The organism is Nocardiopsis sp. CNR-923 (genome assembly GCF_001942255.1).
Taxonomy (GTDB): Bacteria; Actinomycetota; Actinomycetes; order Streptosporangiales; family Streptosporangiaceae; genus Nocardiopsis.
Genome location: NZ_MKKC01000066.1, coordinates 44,085 through 68,526, shown reverse-complemented (window position 1 = coordinate 68,526; position 24,442 = coordinate 44,085). Strand labels below are relative to the sequence as shown.

The window sequence follows — 24,442 nt, the reverse complement described above, 5'->3', positions numbered from 1 at the left end:
TCCCTGACGGAAGGTGTCACCCCATGTCGCAGGCCAGCGGCTCGCCCGTGTCCCCCGCCGCCCCCGACCGCAACCTCGCGCTCGAACTCGTCCGCGTCACCGAGACCGCCGCGCTGGCCGCGGCCCGGTGGGTCGGCAAGGGCGACAAGATCGGCGCGGACGGCGCCGCCGTGCGCGGCATGAGGCACATGATCAGCACCGTCTCGATGAACGGCACCGTGGTCATCGGCGAGGGCGAGAAGGACGACGCCCCGATGCTCTTCAACGGCGAGCGCGTCGGAGACGGCGGCGGCCAGGAGTGGGACGTGGCGGTCGACCCGATCGACGGCACCACGCTCACCGCCATGGGCATGCCCAACGCGATCGCCGTGATCGCGGTGAGCCCGCGGCACACCATGTTCGACCCGTCCGCGGTGTTCTACATGGAGAAGCTCGCCACCGGCCCGGAGGCCGCCGAGGTCGTCGACATCGCCGCTCCGGTCGGTGAGAACATCCGCGCGGTCGCCCGGGCCAGGGGGAAGTCGCCGCAGGACGTCACGGTGGTCATCCTGGACCGGCCCCGCCACAAGCAGATCGTCCAGGACGTTCGGGACGCGGGCGCTCGCATCAAGTTCATCCGGGACGGCGACGTCGCGGGCGCGATCATGGCCGCCCGGGCCGGGACCGGTGTGGACCTGTTGCTGGGCATCGGCGGCACCCCGGAGGGCATCATCACCGCCTGCGCGATGAAGTGCCTGGGCGGTGTCATCCAGGGCCGCCTGTGGCCCAAGGACGAGCCGGAGCGCCAGAAGGCGATCGCCGCCGGCCACGACCTGGACCGCGTGCTGTACACCGACGACCTCGTCTCCTCCGACGACGTGTTCTTCGCGGCGACGGGCATCACCGACGGCGAACTGGTCGGCGGTGTGCGCTACGAGTCCTCCCGGGTCATCACGGATTCGCTCGTCATGCGCGGTCGGAGTGGTACGGTCCGCCAGGTGCTCAGCGAACACCGGTTGAGCAAGCTGTCGGCCTACAGCGGCGTGGACCTCACGTCCGCTCCGTAGCCGTCTCCCGCCCGCACGGGACCGGTCGGGCCACGCTTCGCACCCGTCACACCAGGAAACACGACCACGTCGGGAACGCAACGGAGCCCGCGCGCATCAGATTTCGTGTACCCCGTGTGATCGCACACCGAGTTCCCTCGTCGGAGGCCCGATGTCCTACCCCGATCCCCCGCGGCAGCCACACTGGCAGCCGCCGCAGCCCGGTCTGCCCGCCCCGGGCACCCCGCCCAGGGGCGGCGTGCCCGGGCAGCCGCCGTATTCCGACGGCGGTGCGCCCGGGGGTCCGCCGCCGACCGGCCCTCCCCCCGGACAGTTCGCGGGCGGGCCGTACCCCGGTGGGCCGGTCCCGCCGTCGGGCGGGGGGCGCAACCGCTGGCTGATCCCCTCGGCCGTCGGGGTGGCGGTCGTGGTGATGACGAGCACGGTGTGGGCCACGGTGGCGCTGGTCGACTTCGGCGGTCCGAAGCCCGAGTCCGTCCTGCCCGCGAGCGCGGCGGCCTTCGCCAAGCTCGACCTGTCCATCGACGGTGCCCAGACGATCGAGCTGCTCCGGTTCGTCGAACGGCTCCCGGACGAGATCACCGAGGAGATGGGCGAGCCCGACGGCGACATGACGGAGACGTTCGCGGAGGGTTTCGCCGAGGTCTTCCCGGAGGCCCGCCAGAGCGAGGTCGAGGAGTGGATCGGCCAGGGTGTGGGCGCCGCCGTCTGGCCGACGGACTCGTCGAGCGTCGACGGGGACATGGCCGGCGCGGTGGCACTGGCGGTGACCGACGAGCGGCTGGCCGAGGAGACCTTCGCCGCCATGGAGGACGACGTCCCGGCCTACGAGGTGGTGGACGGCTTCGTCGTCTTCTCCGACTCCGACGCGATGCTGGACGACCTCCAGGGGCAGATGGAGGAGTTCGGCCCGCTGGAGCGCGACGACGTGTTCTCCGCGGACATGGCCGACCTCCCCTCCGGGAGCCTGGCCGCGATGTGGGCGGACGGCGCGGCTCTCGTGGAGTTGGAGGAATTCGCGAGCCAGGAGTACGGCCCCGTCGAGGCCGGGCGGATCAGCGGCCGGGTGACCGCGTCCGTGCGCGTGGACGGCGACTACCTCCAGGCGCGGATGGACGCCTTCGACTTCGAGGTGAGCGACTCCGACCTGTCCTGGCTCGCCGAGGCGCCCGGGGCGAGCGTGGAGGCGATGGGCGACCTGCCCGAGAACACGGTCGTCGCCGTGGGCGCAGCGGACTCGGCGACGCGCTGGCCAGGCCTGGGAGAACGACCAACTACCGATGGGCCGGGGTGAGCGCACGGAGATCGAACGCCAGTTCAACGCTTTCGGACTCCCGCTCCCCGACAGCCTCTCCGGTCTGCTGGGCACCTCGACGGCGTTGGGGATCACCAGTATCGACCCGGACAACTTCTTCGCTCCCTCCTACCGCGGCAGCGTCGCCGAGGAGGTCGCGTTCCAGTACCGTGCGGTCGGCGGCGACGAGCAGGCGCTCAGCGACCTCATGGCGGGAACGTTCGAGGGCACGTACTCGCCTCCGCCGAACGTGGGCAGCGAGGGCGACGCCGTCGTGGTCTCACAGGGCGCCAGCGACACGGGGCGCTGGCGGACGACCCGGTGTTCCAGCAGACCATGCGGGACATGGACGACGCCGTCATCGCCGGGTTCTTCGACCTGCGCCAGGTGCTGCCGGAGGGGGACGTCGCCGACCCCGGCCAGTGGGGGGCGGTCGGGCTCGGCGTGAGCGTCACCGACGAGGGGCGCCGGGGCAGCGTCGAGCTGCGCTGGTCGCCCAGCGCCGGGTAGACCTTCGGACGGACGAGCGACTCCGCACGGCGCGGGAGGCGCCCCTCCCGCGCCGTTCCCGTCTCCGAAGCGGGTTCACGGTCCGGGAGTCGTCGCACGCCCGGGTCCTCGCACACGTGGTCCGCCGACCGCTCGGCCGGTGTGCCCGGAGCGCGGAGCCCGCGGTCCCTCAGCTGACGACTCGGCGGCGCATCTGTCTGACCGCCAGGAACCAGATGACCACGATGAACACCAGCACCACGGCGACGTGTCCGAGAACGGCCCGCGCTTCGAGGCCGCCGAACACCGCACCCCGGATCAGCTCCACCGCGTGGTAGAGCGGGTTGGCCATGGCCCCCGCCTGCACCCACCCCGGCAGCTCGGTGAGCGGGAAGAACGTGCCGGCCATGAGGAACAGCGGCGTGAACAGTCCACTGAACACATAGTCCATGGACCGAACCGACCTGATCACCGCCGAGATCCAGATCCCGAACAGCGAGAAGGCGAAGCCGACGACGAACGAGATGACCGGCACGAACACCACCCAGGGGCCCGGTCTCAGTCCGAACCCGACCGCGACCAGCAGCGGCACGCAGCCGTAGGCCGCAGAGCGCAGGGCGAGCCACAACGCCTCTCCGGTGACCACCTCTCGCACGTCCACGGGGGCCGCGAGGATCCCTTCGTAGGTGTGCTGGAACCGGCGCTTGATGAAGGTGTTGATGACGGCGGGCATCATCGACTGGAACATGATGGACACCGCCACGATGCCGGTTCCGAGGAAGTCGATGTAGCTGTATCCGGCGAGCGTCCCGACGAGGGCGCCCATGCCGAAGCCGAAGGCGAGCAGGTACAGCGTGGGTTCCACGACGGCGGCGAACGTGGTCGACCGCCAGGACTCCCGGTAGAGGATCCACTCACGGGCGACGACGCCCAGGACCGCGTCCATCTCGAACCGTCCGGGCCGCGCGTGCGCCTCCGGGCGCGCGTCCTCACGGGTCTGTTCCAACGTCATTCGAAACTCTCTCCGGTCAGGGCGACGAACACGTCCTCCAGGTTGCTCGCCCGGCGCAGGGGTTCGCCGAGCTGCCCGCGCAGCGAGTCCGACAGCTCCTCGGCGCGCAGCACGGACAGGGTCGTTCCGGTGCGGCGGGTGGTGAACCCCTGCTCGTGGAGGAGGCGTTCGAGCCCGCCCACGCCCTCCGTGCCGGGCACGTACTCCTCCACGGTGCGCCCGCGTACTTGGCGACGAGGTCGGTGGGGCTTCCTCGCTCGACGATCCTGCCCCGTGCCATGAGCGCGACCTCGTCGGAGAGGCGTTCGGCCTCCTCGATGTAGTGCGTGGACATCAGAACGGTGACCCCCTCGTCCCGCAGCGCGGAGATGAGGCTCCACAGGTCCTGGCGCACCTGGGGGTCGAGTCCGACGGTGGGCTCGTCCATGAGGACCAGTTCCGGGCGGTGCAGCAGTGCGCGGACGATGAGCAGGCGGCGGCGCATCCCTCCGGACAGGCTGTCCACGCGGGCGCCGCCCCGGCCGTCGAGCTGGGCCAGCCGCATGGCGCGGGCGACGGCCTCGGCCCTGCGGCGGCGCGGGACCCGGTACAGGTAGGTGAACATCAGGAGGTTCTGCTCGACGGTGAGTTCCTCGTCGAGGTTGTCGTGCTGGGGGACGACGCCCATGCGGGCGCGGGCCCACTTGGACTCGGCAGGTATCTCGTGGCCGAGGACACGGATCTGGCCCCCGTCGGCCAGGCTCTGCGCGGTGAGCATCCGCATGGTGGTCGACTTCCCCGCCCCGTTGGGCCCCAGGAGCCCGAGTACGACGCCTTGGGGCACCTCCAGGTCGAGTCCGTCGACGGCGGTGAGGGATCCGAAGCGTTTGACGACGCCGCGCAGGAGCAGTGCGGACACGGCTGGAGCGTCCCGGCCGCTCATGGCGGCGCTTCCGGGTGCCCGACGGCCGGGGAGTGATGTGCTCATGAGCCAACCGTAGGCATCGGACTGCACGGATATCCAGCGCTTTTCACCGCCTGTGGACAACGCTGGCCCGCTTCGACCGCGCGGAAAATCCGTTGCCCCCGCTCACCGGCCGACCTATGATCGATGCCTGCTGACGACTCCCGCGGGCCGAGCCCGCGCACGACAAGGATCGGTGAGTATGCCCCTGACCGCGCCGAGCGCGCCTCACCCATGTGCGGGCGACCCGCGCCACCGGTCCCCTTCGGCGACCTGACGCGGCCCCGCCCCACCGTCGAGACCCGCTCGGCGCTCCTCCTGCTGTCCTTCCGAACAGTCCAGCAAGGAGTTCCCGGGTGTCCAGCACCGAACCGAACCCCGCCACATTCACCTGCGTCCGTTGCGGCCTCGCAGTCCGAGGCTTCGGCCCCGACGGCGATCCGCGTGACCACTGCCCGAGCTGTCTGAGTTCCCGGCACGTCGTCGACCAGACCGGCGGCACCGCCCGCTGCGGCGGGCGGATGACGCCGATCTCCGTCGCGGTCCAGCGCGGCGGCGCCTGGCTGCTCGTGCACCGCTGCGTCTTGTGCGACGAGATGTCCGAGGGCCCCGTCGCCTCGGACGACAACCACCTCGTGCTCATGGGCATCGCCGTGCGTCCGCTCGCCGCCCCGCCCTTCCCGCTCGACCTGCTCGGGGAGGTGTGACCGTGGGTCGGCGCAACTCCCCGCGCGACCGGCGCCCGCAGCGCCGCAAGAGCGTCACGCACGCCCACGGCGAGTCCGGCCGGGCCGGGGCGTTTCGCTGCGCGCAGTGCCGGCTCCTGGTCCCGGCCGACGCGCCGGGCACGGCCCACCGCAACCACTGTCCGCACTGTCTGACCAGCCTGCACGTGGACCGGAGCACTCCCGGCGACCGCGCGGCCGGCTGCCGGGGGCGGATGGCCGCGCTGGGTCTGACCACGCGCTCGGACGGCGAGTGGCTCGTCGTCCACCGCTGCGTCCGCTGCGCGGAGCTCAGCGCGAACCGGGTCGCGGGCGACGATACGCCCGCGCGCTGGTACGCCTGGCGGTGCGGCCCCTGGCGGCCGCCGCCGTCCCGCTCCGGATGCCGCTCCTCCCCTGACCGGGCCCCCGTCCGCCGGTCCGCCGCCACGGCCGGTCCGGCGGACGGGGCCCGGTCCCGCCGTGCGGCCCATCCGGGTCGCGTCCGGTGGGCGCCGACCGTCCCGCATCGGGGTACGCGTCGGCCGAGGACGCTCTAGGGTGGCGGTGTGAGTGAGGATGTCTCCCCCGACCGGCTCCGCGCCTCGAACCGCGACCGGGAACGGGTCCTGAAGGTGCTGCGGGACGCCGCCGCCGACGGCCGCCTCGAACTGGACGAGTTCGCGGAGCGCAGCGGACGCGCCCAGCAGGCCCGTACCCTCGGTGAGCTCCCGCCCCTGACCGCCGACCTCCTCTCCGCCGAGGAACAGCCCATCCGGCTGGATCCGCAACCCGTCCTCGCCCTGTTCACGACGCTCAGCCGCCGTGGCCGCTGGGTGGCCGTGCCCGGTGAGCACGTCGCCGCGCTCGCCGGACGGGTCGACATCGACATGCGCGAGGCCCTGCTCCTGCGCAGCCGGCACCGGATGACCGTGAGCGCCGTGCTCGGCCGCGTCGAGATCGACGTCCCCGAGGGCGTCGAGGTGCGCCTGCGCGGCTGGTCCTTCCTCGGGCTGCGCACCGCCCGCCCGTCGCCCACGTTCACCCTCGACCGACGCCTTCGGCGCGGTGGCCCCCCTCGCCCGTCGGCACCCGCGCACCCGCCCGTCCTGGAGATCGACGGCTTCACCCTGCTCGGCTCCGTCCGGATCCGCCAGCCAGGGGGCGCCGCCTCCTGGGCTGGGGGAGACGCTCTCGGCGGCGCGGGATCGGCGCGTGATCCCGGGCCCAGAACCGGACATGACGCGCGCAACACCGCCAACTCAGGGTGAGTGGCTGTGCCCGATCGCGCGTCTGGCAGGCTTTGATGCACAGGTTTTCCCAGGAGGGATGGGTTGCAATGAGTGAGTTCCGCGTCGAGCACGACTCGATGGGCGAGGTCAGGGTTCCCGCCGAGGCCAAGTGGCGGGCGCAGACACAGCGCGCGGTCGAGAACTTCCCGATCTCGGGCCAGGGTCTGGAGGGCGCCCACATCGCCGCCCTCGGCCAGATCAAGGCCGCCGCGGCCAAGGTCAACGCGGAGCTCGGCGTCATCAGCGACGACCACGGCAAGGCCATCCGCGACGCGGCCCTGGAGGTCGCCGAGGGCCGGTGGGACTCCGAGTTCCCGATCGACGTGTTCCAGACGGGGTCCGGCACCTCCAGCAACATGAACACCAACGAGGTCGTGGCCACGCTCGCCAGGGAGCGCACCGGGCTGGACGTGCACCCCAACGACCACGTCAACGCGTCTCAGTCCTCCAACGACGTCTTCCCGTCCTCCATCCACATCGCCGCCACCGCTGCCGTGCAGAAGGACCTGATCCCGGCGCTGCGGCACCTGGAGGGCGAGCTCACGCGCAAGTCGGTCGAGTTCGCGTCCGTCGTCAAGAGCGGCCGGACCCACCTCATGGACGCCACCCCGGTCACCCTCGGCCAGGAGTTCGCCGGGTTCGCCGCCCAGGTGCGCTACGGCGTCGAGCGTCTGGAGGCCGTCCTGCCGCGCGTCGCAGAACTCCCCCTGGGCGGAACCGCCGTCGGCACCGGCATCAACACCCCGGAGGCTTCGCCGCGCGCGTCATCGCCGAGATCGCCTTGAACACCGGCCTGCCGCTCACCGAGGCCCGCGACCACTTCGAGGCCCAGGGCGCCCGTGACGGCCTGGTCGAGCTGTCCGGCCAGCTGCGGACGATCGCCGTGGCCTACTGCAAGATCGCCAACGACATCCGTTGGATGGGTTCGGGCCCGACGACCGGCCTGTCCGAGATCCGTCTGCCCGACCTGCAGCCCGGTTCGTCGATCATGCCGGGCAAGGTCAACCCGGTCCTGTGCGAGGCCATGCTCCAGGTCGCCTCGCAGGTGGTCGGCAACGACGCGGCGGTGGCCTTCGGCGGCGCGAGCGGCAACTTCGAGCTCAACGTCCAGCTGCCGATGATCGCGCGCAACGTGCTGGAGTCGATCCGCCTGCTGGCCAACGTCTCGCGTGTGTTCGCGGACCGCTGCGTCGTCGGGATCGAGGCCGACGTGGACCAGTGCCGCGTCTACGCGGAGTCCTCCCCCTCGATCGTCACGCCGCTCAACCGCTACATCGGCTACGAGGAGGCCGCCAAGGTCGCCAAGCAGTCGCTCGCCGAGCGCAAGACCATCCGCGAGGTGGTCATCGAACGCGGGTACGTCGAGGCCGGCAAGCTCACCGAGGAGCAGCTCGACTCCGCCCTCGACGTGCTGAAGATGACCAACGCGCGCCAGTAGCCGCCGGGCGGCGGGGCGTTCCGTGACGGCGGGGCGCCCCGCGGACCGGGGTCACGGCCGTGGTTGCGCCCCCGTCCCCAGGAACCTTTTCGCTCCTGGTGTCATCCGACCCTCGTGTCAGTGCACCCGCGTGAGCCCGCCGAGAGAGCGATACATGTCGATGAACAGCGACCCCGAACGCATCGTCGCGGACCGCTACGTCCTCCGTCGCGAGCTCGGCCGCGGCGGGATGGGCGTGGTCTGGGAGGCCTTCGACCCCTCCCTGGACCGGATCGTCGCCATCAAACAGGTGCTCCTTCCCGACCACTTCACCGAGTCGGAGCGGGCGGACGCGCACGCCCGGGTGCGGCGTGAGGCCCGATCAGCGGCCCGGGTCAGCCACCCCACCGTGATCACCGTCCACGACGTGTTCGTCTTCGAGGGCGACCCGTGGGTGGTGATGGAGCTGATCGAGGGCGGGTCGCTCCAGGAGCTGCTCGCCGAGCGCGGCGCCCTGGACCTGGCGACCGCCGCGACGGTCGCCGAGTCGCTCCTGCGGGCCGTGCGGGCGGCCGACGAGGCCGGAGTCCTGCACCGCGACATCAAGCCCGGCAACATCATGATGGCCACGGACGGCCGGGTCGTCCTCACCGACTTCGGCATCGCCACGGTGGAGGGCGGGCCGAGCATCACGCGGACCGGCGCCCTCATCGGATCGCCCGAGTACATGCCGCCGGAACGTCTGGAGGGCGGGCCCGCCGGGCACCGGGGCGACCTGTGGAGCATCGGCGTGACCCTGTTCGCCGCGGTGGAGGGAGTCTCACCGTTCAGGCGGGACACCATCGCGGCCGCGATCGCCGCGGTGGTCTCCGCACCGCTGCCGCCGATGACGCGCGCGGGGTGGCTGGAGCCGGTCATCACCGGCCTCCTGGAGCGGGACCCGGGCCGGAGGCTGTCCGCGGACGCGGCGCTGGCGTTGCTGCGCGAGCGCGGGGGCGGACCGGACGCCAGGCCCTCCTCGGCGCCCGTTGGCGACACCGGTGGACAGGCCGCCGGCACACTCGGCGCGGTCGGCCTCCTCGCGCCCGGTCCGGCGGGAGCCCCCGTGCCGGGCCCGGCCGGACACCCCAGCGGCCCCCACCCGGGTCTGCGGGGGCCGGTCCACCACGCGCCGAGCGGCGGTCACCCCGCGCCGAGCACCGGGCCCCGCCCCGGCGGACCCTACGCGGGCCCCGGGCCGACGACGCCCCACCCGAGCCTCGGACGGACCCCGGGCGGGCCCGTCCACCCGCCCGCCGCGGCGCGCACCGGCGGGGTCGGCGGCGCCACCGGCCCCGTCCACTCCGGCGGGCACGCCGGCGGCCGGGGGCCCGGGACGGGCGCGACGGGCAAGCTCCTCGTCGGGCTGGGCGCCGGCGGCGTGGTCGTGCTGCTCGTGGCGGTGGTGGCGGCGGCCCTGCTGGTCCGGTCCGGCAGTGCGCCGGTCGGACAGGATCCGGTGGTCGAGGCCCCGCGGACGGGCGGCCCCACCGCGTTGCAGTCGCCTCCGGAGCCGACCGGGGGCGACGAGGCGGGCTGGACCGACGATGACCCGGCGTCCTACGACGACCTGACGACCTTCCGTTCACCGTGGTTCGACGTGGACTACCCGAGCGGATGGACGGTCGACGACTCCAGGATCGACGACACGCTCGTCTACTTCGTCTCGCCCGGGCGGGACCACCAGGTCCTGGCGACCGGCTGGACGGAGCAGGAGTTCCACGGCACCAGCGCCGAGTACCTCCAGGAGACCGAGGGCGGCACGAACGTCGTTCCGGACGACGTCACGACCGATTACGAGCAGCTGGAACTGGACGAGGTCGACAGCGACGACTTCCCCGACTCGTGGGGAGAGGGGTGGGACGTCGCCCGCGTCGAGGCCGACTTCGCGAACGTGCAGTGGGGCACGGCCGAGCGGCGCTTCTGGCGGTACGTGATCAACTTCGAGTACCAGGGCCACCGCGTCTTCTACCTCGTGAGCGTCAACGTGCCACGTGAGCAGGCCGACGACTTCGACGACCTCGCCGAGGAGATCGTCCAGACGTTCGCCCCGAACACCGGCTGACGGGCCGCGCGGGCGCCGGGCGCCGCGCCCGCGCGGCGGGCCGGTCAGTACCAGCCGTTGGCCTGGGAGTGGGCCCAGGCCTCACACGGGGTGCCGTAGCGGCCCTTGATGTAGTCGATGCCCCACGCGATCTGCGTGGCGGGGTTGGTGCGCCAGTCGTCGCCGTGGCTGGCCATCTTGTCCCCGGGGAGGGACTGCGGGATGCCGTAGCGCCGGAACTCGGGTTCTGCGCCGTGTGGTTCCAGTTGCTCTCCTTCTGCCACAAAGGTTCCAGGCAGTCGTCGAACTCACTGGCGGCCCAGCCCTGAGCCAGGACCATGTCGCGCGCGAGAGCCCTCGCGTCGCCGGTGAACTCGGGGGTGTCGGCCTCCGGCTCCTCCTCTTCTTCCTCCACCTCCTCGACGATGTCGCCGGCCTGGACCTGGAGGGACAGGACGCGGCCGCCGACCGCGGCGTCGCGCTCCCGCTCGGCACGCGCGCGCAGGTTCTGGAGCTCCTCGTCGGTCATGTCCTCGGAGGCGAAGAACTCCGCCTCGGCCTCGGAGTCGGCCGCGGGCGCCTCGGCGTCCGGGACGGCGGCGTTGACGGCGGTATCCGGATCGGTGTCGTCGTCGGCGAAGGCGACGACGGCGAAGGTCCCGCCGGCGACGAGGGTCGCCGCACCGACGGCCGCGGTGATGCGCAGCGACATTCGGTTGAGTACCACGGTTGCCTTTCCCAAGAGGGGGTGTTCGGGCAGGGAGATCCCTGGTGGAACGGGTGAGCGCCCGCACGGGAGGGGTCGGGCGCCACGGAGCGCGCACGGCCCGGTCCGGGCGCGTGCCGCGCGGCGGGGACGGGGACTGCGTGCGACCCGCCGCGGCGAGGGGCCGCCCAGGGCGGAACGCACCGGGCGGCGGATTCAGCCTGCACCACCGTCACGGTAAAGTAACGCCACTTTTACTGTGCCTTGGGTCACATCACGGAATGTGTCGGATTCACGATGCTCTCACCAGCAATGTGACACGAAGAGTAAGGGGTCAACCATGTGCCCTGAGTTGTGGGGAGTGTCTCCTGAGCTCTTTGCGAGCGTGGCGCCCCGTCCGAAACGGCGGTCTGAGTATCCGTACCGATGTCCGTGCGCCAAGATCGGACCAGGATGGGCCGCATGAACGGACAAGGGCCACCACCACGCCGCGCGGTCGCGGAGCCCACGTGCCCCGAATGCCGCGCTCCCCTGGACGACCGGGCCCGCGTCTGCGCGCGGTGCGGGATCGTGCTCGTGGGACCCACGGCTGAACGCCTGTGGCACATCGACACCGAACTGGCCGCACTCGCCGACCGCGAGAGCGCGCTGCGCGCCGAGCGGGTCCCGCTGCTTCGACGACTGCGCCACGAGTCCCACGTCGCCGTGCGATCCGCGCAGGGGGCGCACGGCTCCGCCGACCTGGGAGCCGCCCCCGCGGCTCAGGGCCCCTCAGACCGGGGGGCCGCCCCCGCGTGGTCGCATCCGGCCTCCGCGCCCGGCGCCCCGCCGGTGGCCCCGGACGGCGTCGGCTCTGCGGAACGGAGGCCCGCTCCGGGCGTCGTTCGGGCCCGGCGGCCGGATTCGGAGCCGCGGACCTCCCCGGAGCCGGCCCGTTGGAGCGCAGCGCCCCGTCGCACCCCGCGGCGACGCGCGCGGGCGAGGTCACCCGGCGTTCGGCGCAGAACGTCATCCTCGGCCTGGGCGGCCTGCTCGTGGGCATCGCGGCCCTGGTCTTCGCCGTCTGGGCGTGGAGCGACCTGGGCACGGGCACCCGCGCGGCCGTGCTCGGCCTGACCACCCTCGCCATCGCCGGGGTCGCCGCGCCCCTGCGCCGGCGCGGCCTGCGCGCGAGCGCCGAGACCTTCGGGGCACTGGCGGCGGGCCTGCTCTGCGTCGACGCCCTCGCCCTGTTCCTGCTGTCGGACGGGCTCACCAACGTCGCGGGGTACGCGGCCGGCGCCCTCACGGCGATCGGCGCGCTGCTCGCCCTGTACCCGCTGGCCGTCCCCCTGGCCGGGCCGCGGATCCTCACGGTCGTGTTCGCCCAACCGGTCGCCTTCCTGACCGTGCTGGCCACACCGCTCGACGGCCGTTGGTCCTGGCTGCTGCCCGCCGTCGCCGCCACCGCGCTGGCCGACGCTGTCCTCGCCCGGCGGCTCGGGCCACCGCGCCCGGGGCGTCCCGTACGGACCCTGTACTGGTCGGCGCTCCTCCTGTGGCTCGGCGCCGCCGGAGTGTGCGCGTTGGTGCTGTTCACCACCGCCCCTGGGACCGATCCGGAACACTGGTGGGCGGTGGCCGCGACCCTGGCGCTGCTCGGCGTGACCGGTCTGGTGTTGGCACGGCGTCCCGTTCCCGCGCTGGGCCTTCCGCCCCAGGCGTTCGCCGGCGCCGCGCTCGTGGCCCTGGGCGCGGTGCCGCTCGCGGCCGGCCCCGCCTCGCTGCCGGCGCTCCCCCGCGTCCCGGTGGCGCCGTGGTCGGGCGGGCGCGAGGCCGTCACCGCCCCGATCGCCGCGCTGCTGGGGATCGCCGTCCCGGATCCAGGGTCCGCGACCGCCCTCGCCCACCTGGTCGCGGTCCTGCTCGGCGCCGGACTGGCGGTGGCCGCCACCGCCCTGCTGCTGCGCCGGCTCGTCCCGCCCGTCGTCGCCGTGACGGCTCCCGCCGCGTTCCTGGCGGCGCCTCCGCTCCTGGGGTTCCCCGGCGGCGCCGCGGCCGTCTGGGCGATTCTGTGCGGCGCGGCGCTCGTTCTGGGCGCGGCGGCCCTGCGTTCGGGCCGCCTGGGCTGGATCCCGGCGGCCACGGGCGCCCTCACCGTCGTCACGGGCGTGTCCTGGTCGCTGGCTTCTCCCCGCACCACCGCGGCGGCGCTCCTGCTGACGGCCACGACGGTGCTCGTCCTCACGCTCGTCCAGGCACGGATGGAGGGCGGGCGGGAGGGCGGAACCGCCCGGACCCTGTACGCGAGCAGCGCGACACTGTGGGCGCTCACCCTGCTCGTGGGCGGTGTGCTGCTCGTCTGGGCCCGCACCGGCGGAGGCCCGGCGGGACCGGCGGACTGGTGGTTCACCGCGCTCGCACTCACCACCGGCGCCGCCGCGTTGGTGTTCGGGCGGTCCCCGAACCCGTTCGGGGGGCCCGGAGCCGACGGCGCCGTTCTCCCCTCGGCGGCGACGATCGCGGGGCTGCTCCTGCTGTCGGCGGCACCGCTCCTGTCCGGCCCGCTGTTCGGCGGGCCGCGCGGCGCGCCGGTGCTCTCCGGTTTCGCCCGCGCCCCCTTCCTCGCTCCGGCCGCTCCCGAGGACCTCCTCCTGCCCGCGCACGTCTTCCTGGGGCTGCCGGGCCAGCCGGGCGCGGGCACCGCCGCGGCCGTGGCGTTCGGCCTGGTGCTGAGCGGTGTGCTCGCCGTGGCGGCGACACTCGTCCTCGCCCGTCGGTGGAGTGCGCACGCCGCCGCGCTCGTGGCCCCCTCCGCGCTGGTCCCCCTCCCGGTCGTCCTCGGCGCTCCGTTCGCGGCCGCGCTGGCATGGACCATTGCCGTCGGTTCCGCCCTCCTCATGGCCTCGGCGCTGCTCCGGGACCGGCGGATGACCTGGGCGCCGGGGGGACGGGGCTGCTCACCCTGCTCCTGGGCGTGTGCTGGGCCCTGCCGGAGCCGTACGCCCTCTCGGCCACGCTCACGGCCGCCGCGTCGGCCTGCGCCGCCGCTGCCGCGCTGGCCAGGACCGCCCTCGCCGCGGCGGTCGGCACGGCCGCGGCCACGACGGCCACCGGAGCCTGCGCGCTGGCAGTGCCGCTGGCCTTGGGGGCGCCTGTGGAGTACGCGGCTCTGGTGCCCGTCGCGCTGGTGGCGGGGGTGGCGGCGGTCGCGCCCCGACTGCGCCGACCGCTGCTGGAGAGCGCCGAGATCCCGGCCGCCCTGTGGGCGGCGGTCGCGGTGACCGTGACCGCGGTGGCCGGGACGCGCGGGGAACTGGTGGCGCTCGCTTTGGCCCTGGTCGGTGTGATCGCCCTGGCCAGCGCCGTGCGACCGCGCCGCCGCTGGTTGGCCGGGGTCGGGGCGGCGCTCATGCTCGTGGCGCTGTGGACCGTGCTGGGGGCGTGGCGTGTGACCGCCCCCGAGGCGTACACGGTGGCGCCCGCGACCGCCGCGCTGGTCGTGGGGTGGGAGTGGAGCCGCAAGGCGGTTCCGCCGCCGTCCAGTTGGGCCGCGTACGGCGGCGGACTCGCGCTGCTGCTCCTCCCGACCGTGTGGATGGTGTTCGACGGCTCCGGCGCGCTCTGGCGGGTGCCCGCCGTGCTCGCCGCGGGCCTGGCCGTGGCCGTGTGGGGGTCGCGGGCGCGGCTCCAGGCGGCGCTGGTCCTGGGCGCGACGGCCCTGCTGGCGACGTCGCTGCGGGCCTTCGGGCCACCGTTGTGGGACCTGACCGTCCTGCTGCCGAACTGGATGCCGTTCGCGGTCGTCGGAGCGGCCCTGCTCGTGGTGGGCGCGCGCTACGAGGCCAGCCTGGCCCGTGTCAGGCGGTGGGGCGCGCTGGTGTCCGGAATGCGTTGACCCCTCCCTGGCGAAGAGGAACCCGCCAGGCGAGTTGCCTCCCGCCGGGGGGACCCGCGGGGAGTCCTGGCTCGGGCCGCCGGTCCTTCGCCCTCCGTGTCGGCCGGAGGCGGACCGGTCCGGACCGGCACCGGGCGGAGTTCCGTCCCGGGGGCGCTTCGCGCGAACGCGGCCACGCCACGGCGCCCGTGGCGTGGCCGCGTTCCTCGTCAGTTCTCCAGCATCTCCGTGACCAGCGCCGCGATCGGCGACCGCTCGGAACGTGTCAGGGTGACGTGCGCGAACAGGGGGTGGCCCTTGAGCTTCTCGATCACGGCGACGACGCCGTCGTGGCGACCGACCCGCAGGTTGTCACGCTGGGCGATGTCGTGGGTCAGCACGACCCGCGAGTTCTCCCCCAACCGGGACAGCACGGTGAGCAGGACCCCGCGCTCCAGCGACTGGGCCTCGTCCACGATCACGAACGCGTCGTGCAGCGAGCGTCCGCGGATGTGCGTGAGCGGGAGCACCTCCAGCATGCCCCGGTCCACAATCTCCTCGATGACATCCTCGCTGGTCACCGCGGACAGGGTGTCGTGCACGGCCTGCCCCCACGGGGTCATCTTGTCGTTCTCGGTCCCGGGCAGGTAGCCGAGTTCCTGACCGCCCACCGCGTAGAGCGGGCGGAACACCATCACCTTGCGGTGCTGGCGGCGCTCCAGGACCGACTCCAGACCCGCGCACAGCGCCAGCGCCGACTTTCCGGTGCCCGCGCGCCCGCCCAGGGAGACGATGCCCACCTCCGGGTCCGTGAGCAGGTCCAGGGCGATCCGCTGCTCCGCGCTGCGGCCGTGCAGACCGAACACGTCGCGGTCGCCGCGCACCAGCCGCACGGACTTGTCGGGCCGCACGCGGCCGAGCGCCTTGCCCCGTTCGGACACCAGCACCAGACCGGTGTGGCAGGGCAGGTCGCGGGACTCCTCGATCTCGCTGACCCCGGCCTCGAACAACTCCCCGATCCGGTGGGCGGGCACGTCCAGCTCGGCCATGCCCGTCCACCCGTGCTCGATGGCGAGTTCGGCCCGGTACTCGTCGGCCGCCAGGCCGATCGAGGAGGCCTTGATCCGCATCGGCAGATCCTTGCTCACCAGCACGACGTCGCCCTCGGCGGCCTCGCCGTCGTCCCCCTCGTCCACGTCCTCGCGGCCGTGCGGGGAGAGCTGGAGGTTGCGCGCCACCGTCAGGATCCGGGTGTCGTTGTCGCCGAGTCGGAATCCGGCCGGCAGGACCTCCGGATCGCTGTGGTTGAGTTCGACGCGCAGCGTCCCGCCCTGGTCGTTCACCGGCACCGGGACGTCCAGTCGGCCGTTGGCGACCCGCAGGTCGTCCAGGAGGCGCAGCGCCTGGCGCGCGAAGTACCCGAGCTCCGGGTGGTGTCGTTTGCTCTCCAACTCGGTGATCACCACCACGGGGATGACGACCTCGTGCTCGGCGAAGCGGGTGACCGCCATCGGGTCGGCGAGCAGGACGCTGGTGTCGAGCACGTACACGCGCGTGCCCTCCGTCACCTCCGGGCGGGAGGCGGCGGGGGACTGGGTGTCACGGCGATCGGTCGAGGAACTAGCCACTCGTTCTCCCTTTGGGCGCCGCTGGGGCGCCCTACTGTCACGGGATCATGGAGGACCGGGACCTGGCCCCAGAGGGCCGGGTCCGGCCCTCCTCGTTGACGTTCCGCTGTGACGGAGGAGATCAATGAGCCGGGGCCTCCCGAACGGATGGACGAACGCCACCCGTCTGAACCGACGCTACGTGCCCACTGGCCCGATTGCCAGAGCCCCGGCCCGACATGCGGTGAACACCGCGTGAAGGGGCCCCTCCGAGGTGGGAGGCGGGGATGGGAGTCAGGAGCCGAAGCGACGGTTGCGCGCGCCGTACGAACGCACTGCACGAAGGAAGTCGACCCTGCGGAAAGCGGGCCAGTGGACCTCGCAGAAGTAGAATTCCGAGTGCACGCTCTGCCACAGCATGAAACCGGACAGTCGCTGCTCCCCCGACGTGCGGATGAGCAGGTCGGGGTCGGGTTGGCCGCGCGTGTAGAGATGCCGCGCGATGTCCTCGATGTCCAGGCGCTCAGCCAGCTCCTGGATACCGGTGCCCTTGGCCGCCTCCTCGTGGAGGAGGGACCGAACCGCGTCGGCGATCTCACGTCTACCCCCATACCCGACGGCGACGTTGACAACCAGACCCGGATTGCCGGATGTGGCCGCTTCCGCCTCCTTCAGGGCTCGGGCGGTGGTGTCGGGCAGGACGTCGAGGGCTCCGACGGGCCGGGTGTTCCATCCCTCGTCCCGCAGTCGGCCGACGGTGGCCTCGATGATGCGCAGGAGCGGCTGGAGCTCGGATTCGTCGCGGGTCAGGTTGTCGGTGGACAGCATCCATATGGTGACCACCTGCACGCCCAGCTCGTCGCACCAGCGCAGGAGCTCGAAGATCTTGTCCGCGCCGGCCCGGTGCCCGTCCTCCAGCGCCTGCTTGCCGCTGCTCCTGGCCCAGCGCCGGTTCCCGTCCAGCACCACACCGACGTGGCGCGGCATCTCCCGGCTGGTCAGGTGACGTTCGAGACGTCGCTCGTACAACCAGTACAGGGGGTCACGAAGCCCCATGGGCGATACCTCTCAGAGCTGAAGCGGGAACGGCGCACACCGTAGCGGCGACCGGGACGGGATGTCTCCCAGAGTAGTTCGCCGCGGACGGCTACGTCACGGCGAGCGACTTGCGCACGTGCTTGCGGCCCTGGTGGATCCGGGACTTGACCGTGCCCAGCGCCAGGTTCAGCTCGGAGGCGATCTCGTTGTAGTCCATCTGGCACAGGTCGCGCAGGACCAGGGGGGCGACCAGGTTGGGGCGGTCCTTCTCCAGCTGGTCGAGGGCCTCCAGCAGGTCGATGCGCGAACCGGCGATGACGCTGGTCGTGCGCGGGTCGCTCTGGTGGGGCATGCGCTCGGCCTCGGTGGGGAACTCGGCCGCGCGACGCTTCATGGAGCGGTAGGTCTGGCGGGCGGAGTTGGACACCACCGTGTACAGCCACGTGGTGAAGAGGGAGTCGCCCTTGAAGCTGTCGATCTTGCGAGCCACGCGCAGCAGGGCGTCCTGGCACGCCTCCTCCGCGTCCTGGCGGTAGGGGAGGAACCGGGAACAGCGACGCAGCACCTCGGGCTGGATGCGGCGGAGGACTTCGTCCAGGGCGGCGGCGTCCCCGTCCCTGGCCCGCCGGGCGAGGTCCTCCAGCTCCTGGTCGACGTTGCTCGCCACGCGGCGCCGGGGCGCGGGGGTCTCGTCGTGGACGTGGTGGTCACTACTGGCCATGGGTGGTCTCTCCCTGATTCGCGCCCCTCGTGTGGTGCACACGCCCGCCTACGGGTCCCATGGGTGTCCATGCCCCGTGGTCATCGGAGGTATCCGGGGATCATATCCGCGAAACGCGGCGTGGGGGTCTAGATGGTGTATTAGTGGGCAACGACCGCGTTTCCACCCCCGACAGACCGAGGCGGACATGAGCCAACCGGAGGCCTTCGGACGTTACCGCGTCATCAGGCGCGTGGGTTCCGGCTCCTTCGCGACCGTCTGGTTGGCACAGGACGATCTACTCAACTATCCGGTGGCCATCAAGGTACTCGCCGAGAACTGGGCGCACCAGATGGACATCCAGCACAGGTTCCTGGAGGAGGCGCGGATCCTGCGCCAGACCGATTCCACGTGGCTGGTGGCCGTGCACGACGTGGACGTGCTGCCCGACGGACGGCCGTACATGGTGATGACCTACGCCGACCAGGGCAGTGTCGCTGACCTCATCCGCCGAGGTCAGCTGCCTCTCGACGAGGCGCTGCGACTGCTGACCGAGATCGGCCAGGGCATCACCGTGCTGCACAACCACGGCACGATCCACCGTGACATCAAGCCGTCCAACGTGCTGCTCCAGTCGTCACCGGTGGGTCAGCGGGTGCTGGTGGCGGACCTGGGGTTCGCGAAGTCCATCGACGAGGCGTCGGGGTTCACGGCGGCCGCCGGAACCCCCGGGTACATGTCCCCGGAGCAGAGCATTCCCGGCGGCGACCTGGACGTTCGCTCGGACGTGTACTCACTCGGCGCGGTCGCCTACGAGCTCATCACCGGTCGTCCGCCGTCGCGCCCGCCGGTGCGCGTCGCGCCTGGCCGGATCCGGCCAGGGCTGCCTCCGGCGCTCGACACGCTCATCCTGTCGGCCCTTTCGGTGGACCGGGAAAGCCGTCCAGCGGACGCCAAAACCTTCACGGACCGGGTCAGGGCGATCCGCATGTCGCCCGACCTGCCCCGGACGGACCCGTGGTGGAGCCGCTACCGGATGCCCTGGCACCGGGCGGCCCGCCTCCTGGCCGCCCTCGTCGTGACGGTCGTGGGAGTCACCTCCTCCGTCGGCCATCCCGGGCTGGATCTGGCGCGCATCCAATCCGACGGCCACGAGCTGGAGCTGGGCGTCCCCGTCGCCTGGCTCACCGAACTCGACGTCGACCAGGAGGCCCGTCCGGTGGCGGCCGACGCGGGCGCGGGCCCCGGACTGCTCGTGGCGACCGACGTCGACGCCTGGCACTCCACCGACGAACCGGCCTACGGGGTCTACGCGACGGTCATGCCCGGCGCCCAACCCCTGGCCGCCATCGCCGACACCGACCCGTGCGAGGGCCGACCGACCGAGCGAGCCGTCGACGACCCCACGTGGGAGGGCACCGTGTGGGAGTGGACGGACTGCAACGGCAACGGGTCCTTCGCCAGCGCCGCCGTGCACGAGCCGGGCCTGCCCCAGACCGTCTACCTGGAGGTCCGGCAGCCCGACCACCGACCCGACCTCGTGGACGAGATCATCACCGCGATCTCCGTGCGCTGAGCGCCGCTTCCGTTGAAACCGCGCTCGGCTTCGGCCCGTGTTCGGGCTCCCCGGCCACCGACGGCTCAGACTCCGGCCAGCTGCTCCCTCAACCCCTCCGGCGTGGTGACCGGCAGCTTGCAGGTGAAGCCCTCGCACACGTACGCGGTGGCCCGGCCGTCGATCGGCGCGCGCCCCCGCAGCAGCGGCACGCCGCCGTCCGTGCGCCCGTCCCCGCGCGAGAGCACCGTCCCCAGCGGCGCCCAGCGCAGCGCCGTGCGCACCAGTTCCTCAACGGCGGGATCGTCCGGGTCGCCGACCACCGCGACCGCGCGCGGGCCGCTCAGCACGGCCTCCCCCGCGGCCAGGGCCCACCCGGCGAACCGGGCGGCCTTCTCCGCCAGGAGGGAGGCCGGTGACAGCGCGCCCTCGGCGGCCGTCCGGTGCCGCTCGGAACCGGTGAGCGCCGCGTAGGTCAACAGGGCCCAGGCCGCGGCCGACCGTCCCGAAGGAGTGGCGTTGTCGGTCGGGTCATGGGGACGGCTGAACAGGCGTTCCGCGTCGTCGGCGGTGTCGAAGAGCCCGCCCTCCCCGTCTCCGAAGTGCTCCAGGACGGCGTCGAGCAGGCGTCCCGCCTCGTGCGCGTAGCGGGCCTGCCCGGTCACGCCGTGCAGGGCGAGCAACCCCTCGGCCGTGTCCGCGTAGTCCTCCAGCACGCCCGCGCTGGTTCCGGCGCGGCCGTCGCGGGAGGTCCGCACGAGACGGCCGCCGTGCACGTGGACGTCCAGGATCAGGTCGGCTGCGGCGCGGGCGGCGTCCACCAGGTCGGGGCGTCCGAGCAGGAGTCCCGCCTCGGCCAGGCCGGCGACGGCCAGGCCGTTCCAGGCGGCCACCACCTTGTCGTCCCGGCCGGGGGACTCGCGGTCCGCGCGGGCGCGCAGCAGCGCCGCTCGGACACGGTCGTACCGCTCGGGGTCGGCGGGGGGCCGCGGGAGCTGGAGCACCGAGGCCCCGCGCTCGAAGGTGCCCTCCCCGGTCACCCCGAACACCCGCGCGGCGAACTCGGCGTCCTCCTCGCCGAGGACCTCGCGCAGCTGGGCGGGCGTCCACACGTAGAAGGCGCCCTCCCCGCCCTCGGTGTCGGCGTCCAGGGAGGAGGCGAAACCCCCCTCCGGTGTGCGCAGGTCGCGCACCATCCAGTCGGCGGTCTCCTCGGCGACCCGGCGCAGGAGCGTGCGCTCGTCGGACTCGACGAGGCCCGCGCGGCCGGCCTGCGGCTCATCCGGGTGTAGGCGCGCAGCAGGAGCGCGTTGTCGTAGAGCATCTTCTCGAAGTGGGGCACCACCCATGCCCGGTCCACCGAGTAACGGGCGAAACCGCCACCGAGCTGGTCGTAGATGCCGCCGCGGGCCATCCCGACCGCGGTGCCCGCGGCCATCAGCCCGGCGGGGGTGGGTTCCTCCGCGGCCCGGAGCGGCGCCGTGCGCTCGTGCTGAGCGGTGAGGAACGACAGCAGCATCGACGGTGGGAACTTGGGCTCGGCGCCGAAACCGCCGTGGCCGTGGTCGTAGTCGCGGACCAGCGCCTGTACGGCCAGGTCCAGGGTCTCCCGCGTGGGCGGTGGCGCGGCGGCCAGCGTGCGCGGCCCGCTGAGCGCCGCCACCACCCGGTCCCCCTGCGAGAGGAGTTCGTCGCGCCTGTCGCGCCAGGCCGCGGCCACGCCCTCCAGGAGCCGCTGGAAGTGGTCCCGCGGGAAATAGGTCCCGCAGTAGAACGGCGCCCCGTCAGGGGTGGCGAACACGGTCATCGGCCACCCGCCCTGGCCGGTCATGGCCTGGGTGGCCTCCATGTACACGGCGTCCACGTCCGGGCGCTCCTCGCGGTCCACCTTGACGTTGACGAACAGGGCGTTCATCCGCTCGGCGGTCGCCGCGTCCTCGAAGGACTCGTGGGCCATCACGTGGCACCAGTGGCAGGCGGCGTAGCCGACGGAGACGAGCACGGGCACGTCGCGGCGGCGTGCCTCGGCGAACGCCGCCTCACCCCAGGGGCGCCACTCCACGGGGTTGTCTGCGTGCTGCAGGAGGTACGGGCTGGTCGCGTCGCTCAGGCGGTTGGGCATGACACCACTGTGCCATCAGCCACACGTGCCTGCGCGAAAGGCGTGGTCCCCGCTGGAGCACGGCGGGGCCCGGACCTCAGTCCCGTCCGTCCCGCACGCCGTCGACCGAGGCCGCGGCGGGGCCGTCGCCGGTCTCGGCGGGCTCGGCGGTCTCGGCGGTCTCGGTGGACAGGCCGCGCAGCTTCCCCGTCATGTTGCGCATGAGGAAGTACAGCGCGACCCCGATCGCGAACACCGTGAGGAAGCCCAGGACACCGGGGGTCACAAGGTTCCGGTCCAGCTCGATCTGGTCCGCCAGCACGGACGCGGAGGTCACAAGCGTGTTCATCGGTGTGTTGGGCGTGGGAACCCGGTCCCTCAGGGCCGGGAGGAAACGCCCTTCTCCTTCCGGGTGGTGTAGGCGTAGCCGTCGGCTCGCTGGAGCAGGCGGACGTGCCTGTGGTTGACGCCCTGGACGGTGCCGCGGGCGGTGGTGACGTTGAAGCTCCCCGAGGCGCGCACCGCGACCCGGCCGGTATGGGTTCCGGCCTTCTTCCCGGTGGGCACGGCGGCGCGGACCAGGTCGCCGGTGGCGAACCCGAAGAACCGCGTGGTACGCGGCAGCCGCAGCCGGGGAACCCGTGCCGGTCGGTGCGGGTACGGGCATACGATCCACGGCCCGTGCACCCCGCGACCAGGACCGTGTCCACGGTCTCGGTGATCGCCTCGACCTTGCCGACCGCCACCGCGTCCAGGGTGTGGGACTTGGGCAGCTGGTTGCGGGTCCGGTTCCACCTCGTGCGCCACGCGCACGGGAGCGAGTCGGGTCAGCCGGTGCACCCACCCCATGGTGGTGTCCGGTCGGTGTCGCAGGGACGGGGCCAACCACCCCTTGGGGCGGGTGCGGTTGTTGAATCGGGGCGGGCGGTGGCGCAGGTTCGCCGACCGGCGGCGCCTGCGGTAGGCGGACCGCTGGCCCATCTTCTTGCGGATGGTCGCGCCGCGGTGGTCGAGCTGGATGCTGTACCGGCCCCGGCGCTGCCCGGCTTCTTCCGTGAACACGGCGATGCCGGTGTTCTTGGAGCCGGGGTCGACACCGATCTCGACGCCGTCGATCTGGGAGTCGGCGGCGGTGCGGTCCTTGAGTCGGATGGTGAAGGGGGTGTGCCGGTGGACGGCCGCCCGGCCCTTCGCCAGGAGGATGCGGGCCCGTGCGGGCGGGCAGGGCTGCAGGGGTGTGCCGTGTTTGTCGAGGACGAACACGTAGGGGTGGGTGGTGTGGGCCTCACGGCCCTTCTCCGCGGCCCCGCAGGGCTCGGGGGTGACACCGGAACCGCCAGGTGAGGCGGTACCGGTCTCCCCTCGACCATGTTCCGCACCGGGTACCACCTGCCGGTGGTCTCCGTGCCCTGTTTCGTTCCCGATCCGGGGAGTGTCAGCTGGCGCGGATTCCAGGGCCTGGCGCTGAGGAAGCACGCCAGGGTGGGCCTTTCGTCCTGTGCGGAACGTAGCCATCGAGGTCACCTCCTCATGGGTGATGGCTGGGTCTGGTAAAGGCGGCCCTCAACCACGCGGGTTGAAAGCCCGGTCTTTCAGGACCAGGATCCCTTTACACTCTCACTGACTCGGTGCGCCCGCGAAGAGGTCCGTCTCGGGGACCTCGGTGTCGACCAGCGAACGGACCAGGTGGTAGTCCTCAGTCGGCCAGGCCTCGGCCTTGATCTCGTTGGGCACCGCGAACCAGAACCCGTTGGGGTCGACCTGGGTGGCGTGCGCCCTGAGCGCGTCGTCGGCCACGTCGAAGTACTCGCTGACCTCGACCTGGGTGGTGATCTCCCACCGCGGGCGGTCCATGTCCTTGATCCGCTCGACCCACTCGGCGAACGGGTTCTCCAGACCGCGCTCGGCGAGGACCTTGGCCAGCGCGTCGAACCGCTCGGGAGGGAAGGACACGAAGTAGTACAGCTTGAGCGGCTGCCAGGCTCGCCGGCCTCCGGATAGGCGTCCGGGTCGCCGGCGGCGTCGAAGGCGCGCATCGACACCTTGTGGGTCATGATGTGGTCCGGGTGGGGGTATCCGCCCTGTTCGTCGTAGGTCAGGATGACGTGCGGACGAAACCGGCGGATGGACGCGACGAGGGGCTCGGCGCTCCTCGACCGGGAGGGTGGCGAAGCTGCCCTCGGGCAGGGGAGGCAGCGGGTCGCCCTCGGGCAGGCCGGAGTCGACGAAACCGGCGAACTCCTGCCGGATGCCGAGGATCTCCCTGGCCCGGTCCATCTCCTCACGCCGGACCTCGGCGATGTTCTCGCGGATCTCGGGACGTTCCATCGCGGGGTTGAGGATGTCGCCGCGTTCGCCACCGGTCATGGTGACGACGAGCACGTCGACGCCCTCCTGCACGTAACGCGCCATGGTGGCCGCGCCCTTGCTGGACTCGTCGTCGGGGTGGGCATGAACCGCCATGAGGCGCAGTCGCTCGGACAACGAAGGATTCTCCTTGACTCGATGAACGGCTCGACGGGTGGGCCGCCCGGCCACCCCGCAAGCACGGCATGGCCGACTCACGTGTGGGCCGAGTAGGGGGGCTGTCAGGTCGGGG

General features: G+C 72.6%; 14 protein-coding genes and 7 pseudogenes. 11 read left to right on the top strand and 10 right to left on the bottom strand.

Features of this window, described 5'->3' with window-relative positions:
* Positions 1 to 23 precede the first annotated feature (23 nt).
* From glpX to BJF83_RS30405, 3 genes are all read left to right on the top strand, one after another.
* Positions 24 to 1,046: a class II fructose-bisphosphatase gene (gene glpX / locus BJF83_RS07400; protein ID WP_075925703.1), complete on the top strand. Its 1,023-nt coding sequence runs from the start codon at positions 24 to 26 to the stop codon at positions 1,044 to 1,046.
* Between the two features lie 406 nt (positions 1,047 to 1,452).
* The gene (locus BJF83_RS30410; protein WP_316042225.1) at positions 1,453 to 2,340 is read left to right on the top strand and encodes a hypothetical protein; all 888 of its coding nucleotides are present in this window, start codon (positions 1,453 to 1,455) and stop codon (positions 2,338 to 2,340) included.
* Positions 2,327 to 2,788, top strand: coding sequence for a hypothetical protein (locus BJF83_RS30405; protein WP_316042224.1), 462 nt, complete (start codon positions 2,327 to 2,329; stop codon positions 2,786 to 2,788). Before BJF83_RS30410 ends, BJF83_RS30405 begins: the two co-directional genes overlap by 14 nt.
* 231 nt (positions 2,789 to 3,019) lie before the next feature.
* On the opposite strand, the gene BJF83_RS07390 is transcribed toward BJF83_RS30405, so the two are convergent.
* Together BJF83_RS07390 and BJF83_RS07385 are read right to left on the bottom strand one after the other, a co-directional pair.
* The gene (locus tag BJF83_RS07390) at positions 3,020 to 3,841 is read right to left on the bottom strand and encodes an ABC transporter permease (protein ID WP_075925702.1); all 822 of its coding nucleotides are present in this window, start codon (positions 3,839 to 3,841) and stop codon (positions 3,020 to 3,022) included.
* Positions 3,838 to 4,763: pseudogene (locus BJF83_RS07385) on the bottom strand (ABC transporter ATP-binding protein). Before BJF83_RS07385 ends, BJF83_RS07390 begins: the two are co-directional and overlap by 4 nt.
* A 377-nt stretch (positions 4,764 to 5,140) precedes the next feature.
* Here BJF83_RS07385 and BJF83_RS07380 point away from each other — a divergent pair.
* The 5 genes and pseudogenes from BJF83_RS07380 (at position 5,141) to BJF83_RS07360 (ending at position 10,301) form a co-directional block, all read left to right on the top strand.
* Positions 5,141 to 5,491 (top strand): RNHCP domain-containing protein, encoded by a 351-nt coding sequence (locus BJF83_RS07380; protein WP_075925701.1) that lies wholly within the window; start codon positions 5,141 to 5,143, stop codon positions 5,489 to 5,491.
* A pseudogene (locus BJF83_RS07375) lies at positions 5,488 to 5,909 on the top strand (RNHCP domain-containing protein). Before BJF83_RS07380 ends, BJF83_RS07375 begins: the two are co-directional and overlap by 4 nt.
* Before the next feature lie 148 nt (positions 5,910 to 6,057).
* Positions 6,058 to 6,707, top strand: a pseudogene (locus BJF83_RS07370) (DUF1707 domain-containing protein).
* 120 nt (positions 6,708 to 6,827) lie between these two features.
* Positions 6,828 to 8,218, top strand: a pseudogene (locus tag BJF83_RS07365) (class II fumarate hydratase).
* 154 nt (positions 8,219 to 8,372) lie between these two features.
* Positions 8,373 to 10,301, top strand: coding sequence for a serine/threonine-protein kinase (locus tag BJF83_RS07360; protein WP_075925700.1), 1,929 nt, complete (start codon positions 8,373 to 8,375; stop codon positions 10,299 to 10,301).
* A 44-nt stretch (positions 10,302 to 10,345) separates the two neighbouring features.
* Here the strand turns inward: BJF83_RS07360 and BJF83_RS07355 are convergent.
* A pseudogene (locus BJF83_RS07355) lies at positions 10,346 to 10,992 on the bottom strand (lytic transglycosylase domain-containing protein).
* A gap of 929 nt (positions 10,993 to 11,921) precedes the next feature.
* Between BJF83_RS07355 and BJF83_RS07350 the strand changes: the two are divergent.
* Positions 11,922 to 14,249, top strand: coding sequence for a hypothetical protein (locus tag BJF83_RS07350; protein ID WP_075925699.1), 2,328 nt, complete (start codon positions 11,922 to 11,924; stop codon positions 14,247 to 14,249).
* A complete protein-coding gene (locus tag BJF83_RS27380; RefSeq protein WP_075925698.1) occupies positions 14,141 to 14,863 on the top strand; it encodes an SCO7613 C-terminal domain-containing membrane protein in 723 nt (240 codons plus the stop codon). Before BJF83_RS07350 ends, BJF83_RS27380 begins: the two co-directional genes overlap by 109 nt.
* Before the next feature lie 209 nt (positions 14,864 to 15,072).
* Here the strand turns inward: BJF83_RS27380 and BJF83_RS07340 are convergent, their stop codons facing one another.
* The 3 genes from BJF83_RS07340 to BJF83_RS07330 all read right to left on the bottom strand — a co-directional run bounded on the left by BJF83_RS07340 (position 15,073) and on the right by BJF83_RS07330 (position 18,208).
* Positions 15,073 to 16,470 carry a PhoH family protein gene (locus BJF83_RS07340; protein WP_075925697.1) on the bottom strand — a complete coding sequence of 466 codons (1,398 nt, stop codon included), beginning with the start codon at positions 16,468 to 16,470 and terminating at the stop codon, positions 15,073 to 15,075.
* A gap of 273 nt (positions 16,471 to 16,743) precedes the next feature.
* On the bottom strand, positions 16,744 to 17,505 hold the full coding sequence (locus tag BJF83_RS07335) for an isoprenyl transferase (protein ID WP_075925696.1): 762 nt from the start codon (positions 17,503 to 17,505) through the stop codon (positions 16,744 to 16,746).
* A gap of 91 nt (positions 17,506 to 17,596) precedes the next feature.
* A complete protein-coding gene (locus BJF83_RS07330; RefSeq protein ID WP_075925695.1) occupies positions 17,597 to 18,208 on the bottom strand; it encodes an RNA polymerase sigma factor in 612 nt (203 codons plus the stop codon).
* A gap of 187 nt (positions 18,209 to 18,395) precedes the next feature.
* On the opposite strand from BJF83_RS07330, the gene BJF83_RS07325 reads away from it, so the two are divergent.
* On the top strand, positions 18,396 to 19,763 hold the full coding sequence (locus tag BJF83_RS07325; protein ID WP_075925694.1) for a serine/threonine-protein kinase: 1,368 nt from the start codon (positions 18,396 to 18,398) through the stop codon (positions 19,761 to 19,763).
* 65 nt (positions 19,764 to 19,828) lie between these two features.
* Here BJF83_RS07325 and BJF83_RS07320 read toward each other — a convergent pair.
* From BJF83_RS07320 to mca, 4 genes and pseudogenes are all read right to left on the bottom strand, one after another.
* A pseudogene (locus BJF83_RS07320) lies at positions 19,829 to 21,864 on the bottom strand (thioredoxin domain-containing protein).
* 76 nt (positions 21,865 to 21,940) lie between these two features.
* Positions 21,941 to 22,192 carry a hypothetical protein gene (locus BJF83_RS07315; protein ID WP_075925693.1) on the bottom strand — a complete coding sequence of 84 codons (252 nt, stop codon included), beginning with the start codon at positions 22,190 to 22,192 and terminating at the stop codon, positions 21,941 to 21,943.
* A 29-nt stretch (positions 22,193 to 22,221) separates the two neighbouring features.
* Positions 22,222 to 23,232 (bottom strand): RNA-guided endonuclease IscB, encoded by a 1,011-nt coding sequence (iscB, locus tag BJF83_RS07310; RefSeq protein WP_262391378.1) that lies wholly within the window; start codon positions 23,230 to 23,232, stop codon positions 22,222 to 22,224.
* Positions 23,233 to 23,452: 220 nt separating this feature from the next.
* A pseudogene (gene mca, locus BJF83_RS07305) lies at positions 23,453 to 24,327 on the bottom strand (mycothiol conjugate amidase Mca).
* Between the last annotated feature and the right edge of the window lie 115 nt (positions 24,328 to 24,442).

What these genes read in the sequence shown, in the direction of transcription:
- glpX (WP_075925703.1), top strand. Translation starts at nt 24, where the DNA reads ATGTCGCAGGCCAGCGGCTCGCCCGTGTCCCCCGCCGCCCCCGACCGC.
- BJF83_RS30405 (WP_316042224.1), top strand. Translation starts at nt 2,327, where the DNA reads ATGGGCCGGGGTGAGCGCACGGAGATCGAACGCCAGTTCAACGCTTTC.
- BJF83_RS07390 (WP_075925702.1), bottom strand. Translation starts at nt 3,841, where the DNA reads ATGACGTTGGAACAGACCCGTGAGGACGCGCGCCCGGAGGCGCACGCG.
- BJF83_RS07360 (WP_075925700.1), top strand. Translation starts at nt 8,373, where the DNA reads ATGTCGATGAACAGCGACCCCGAACGCATCGTCGCGGACCGCTACGTC.
- BJF83_RS07335 (WP_075925696.1), bottom strand. Translation starts at nt 17,505, where the DNA reads ATGGGGCTTCGTGACCCCCTGTACTGGTTGTACGAGCGACGTCTCGAA.
- BJF83_RS07330 (WP_075925695.1), bottom strand. Translation starts at nt 18,208, where the DNA reads ATGGCCAGTAGTGACCACCACGTCCACGACGAGACCCCCGCGCCCCGG.
- BJF83_RS07325 (WP_075925694.1), top strand. Translation starts at nt 18,396, where the DNA reads ATGAGCCAACCGGAGGCCTTCGGACGTTACCGCGTCATCAGGCGCGTG.
- BJF83_RS07315 (WP_075925693.1), bottom strand. Translation starts at nt 22,192, where the DNA reads ATGAACACGCTTGTGACCTCCGCGTCCGTGCTGGCGGACCAGATCGAG.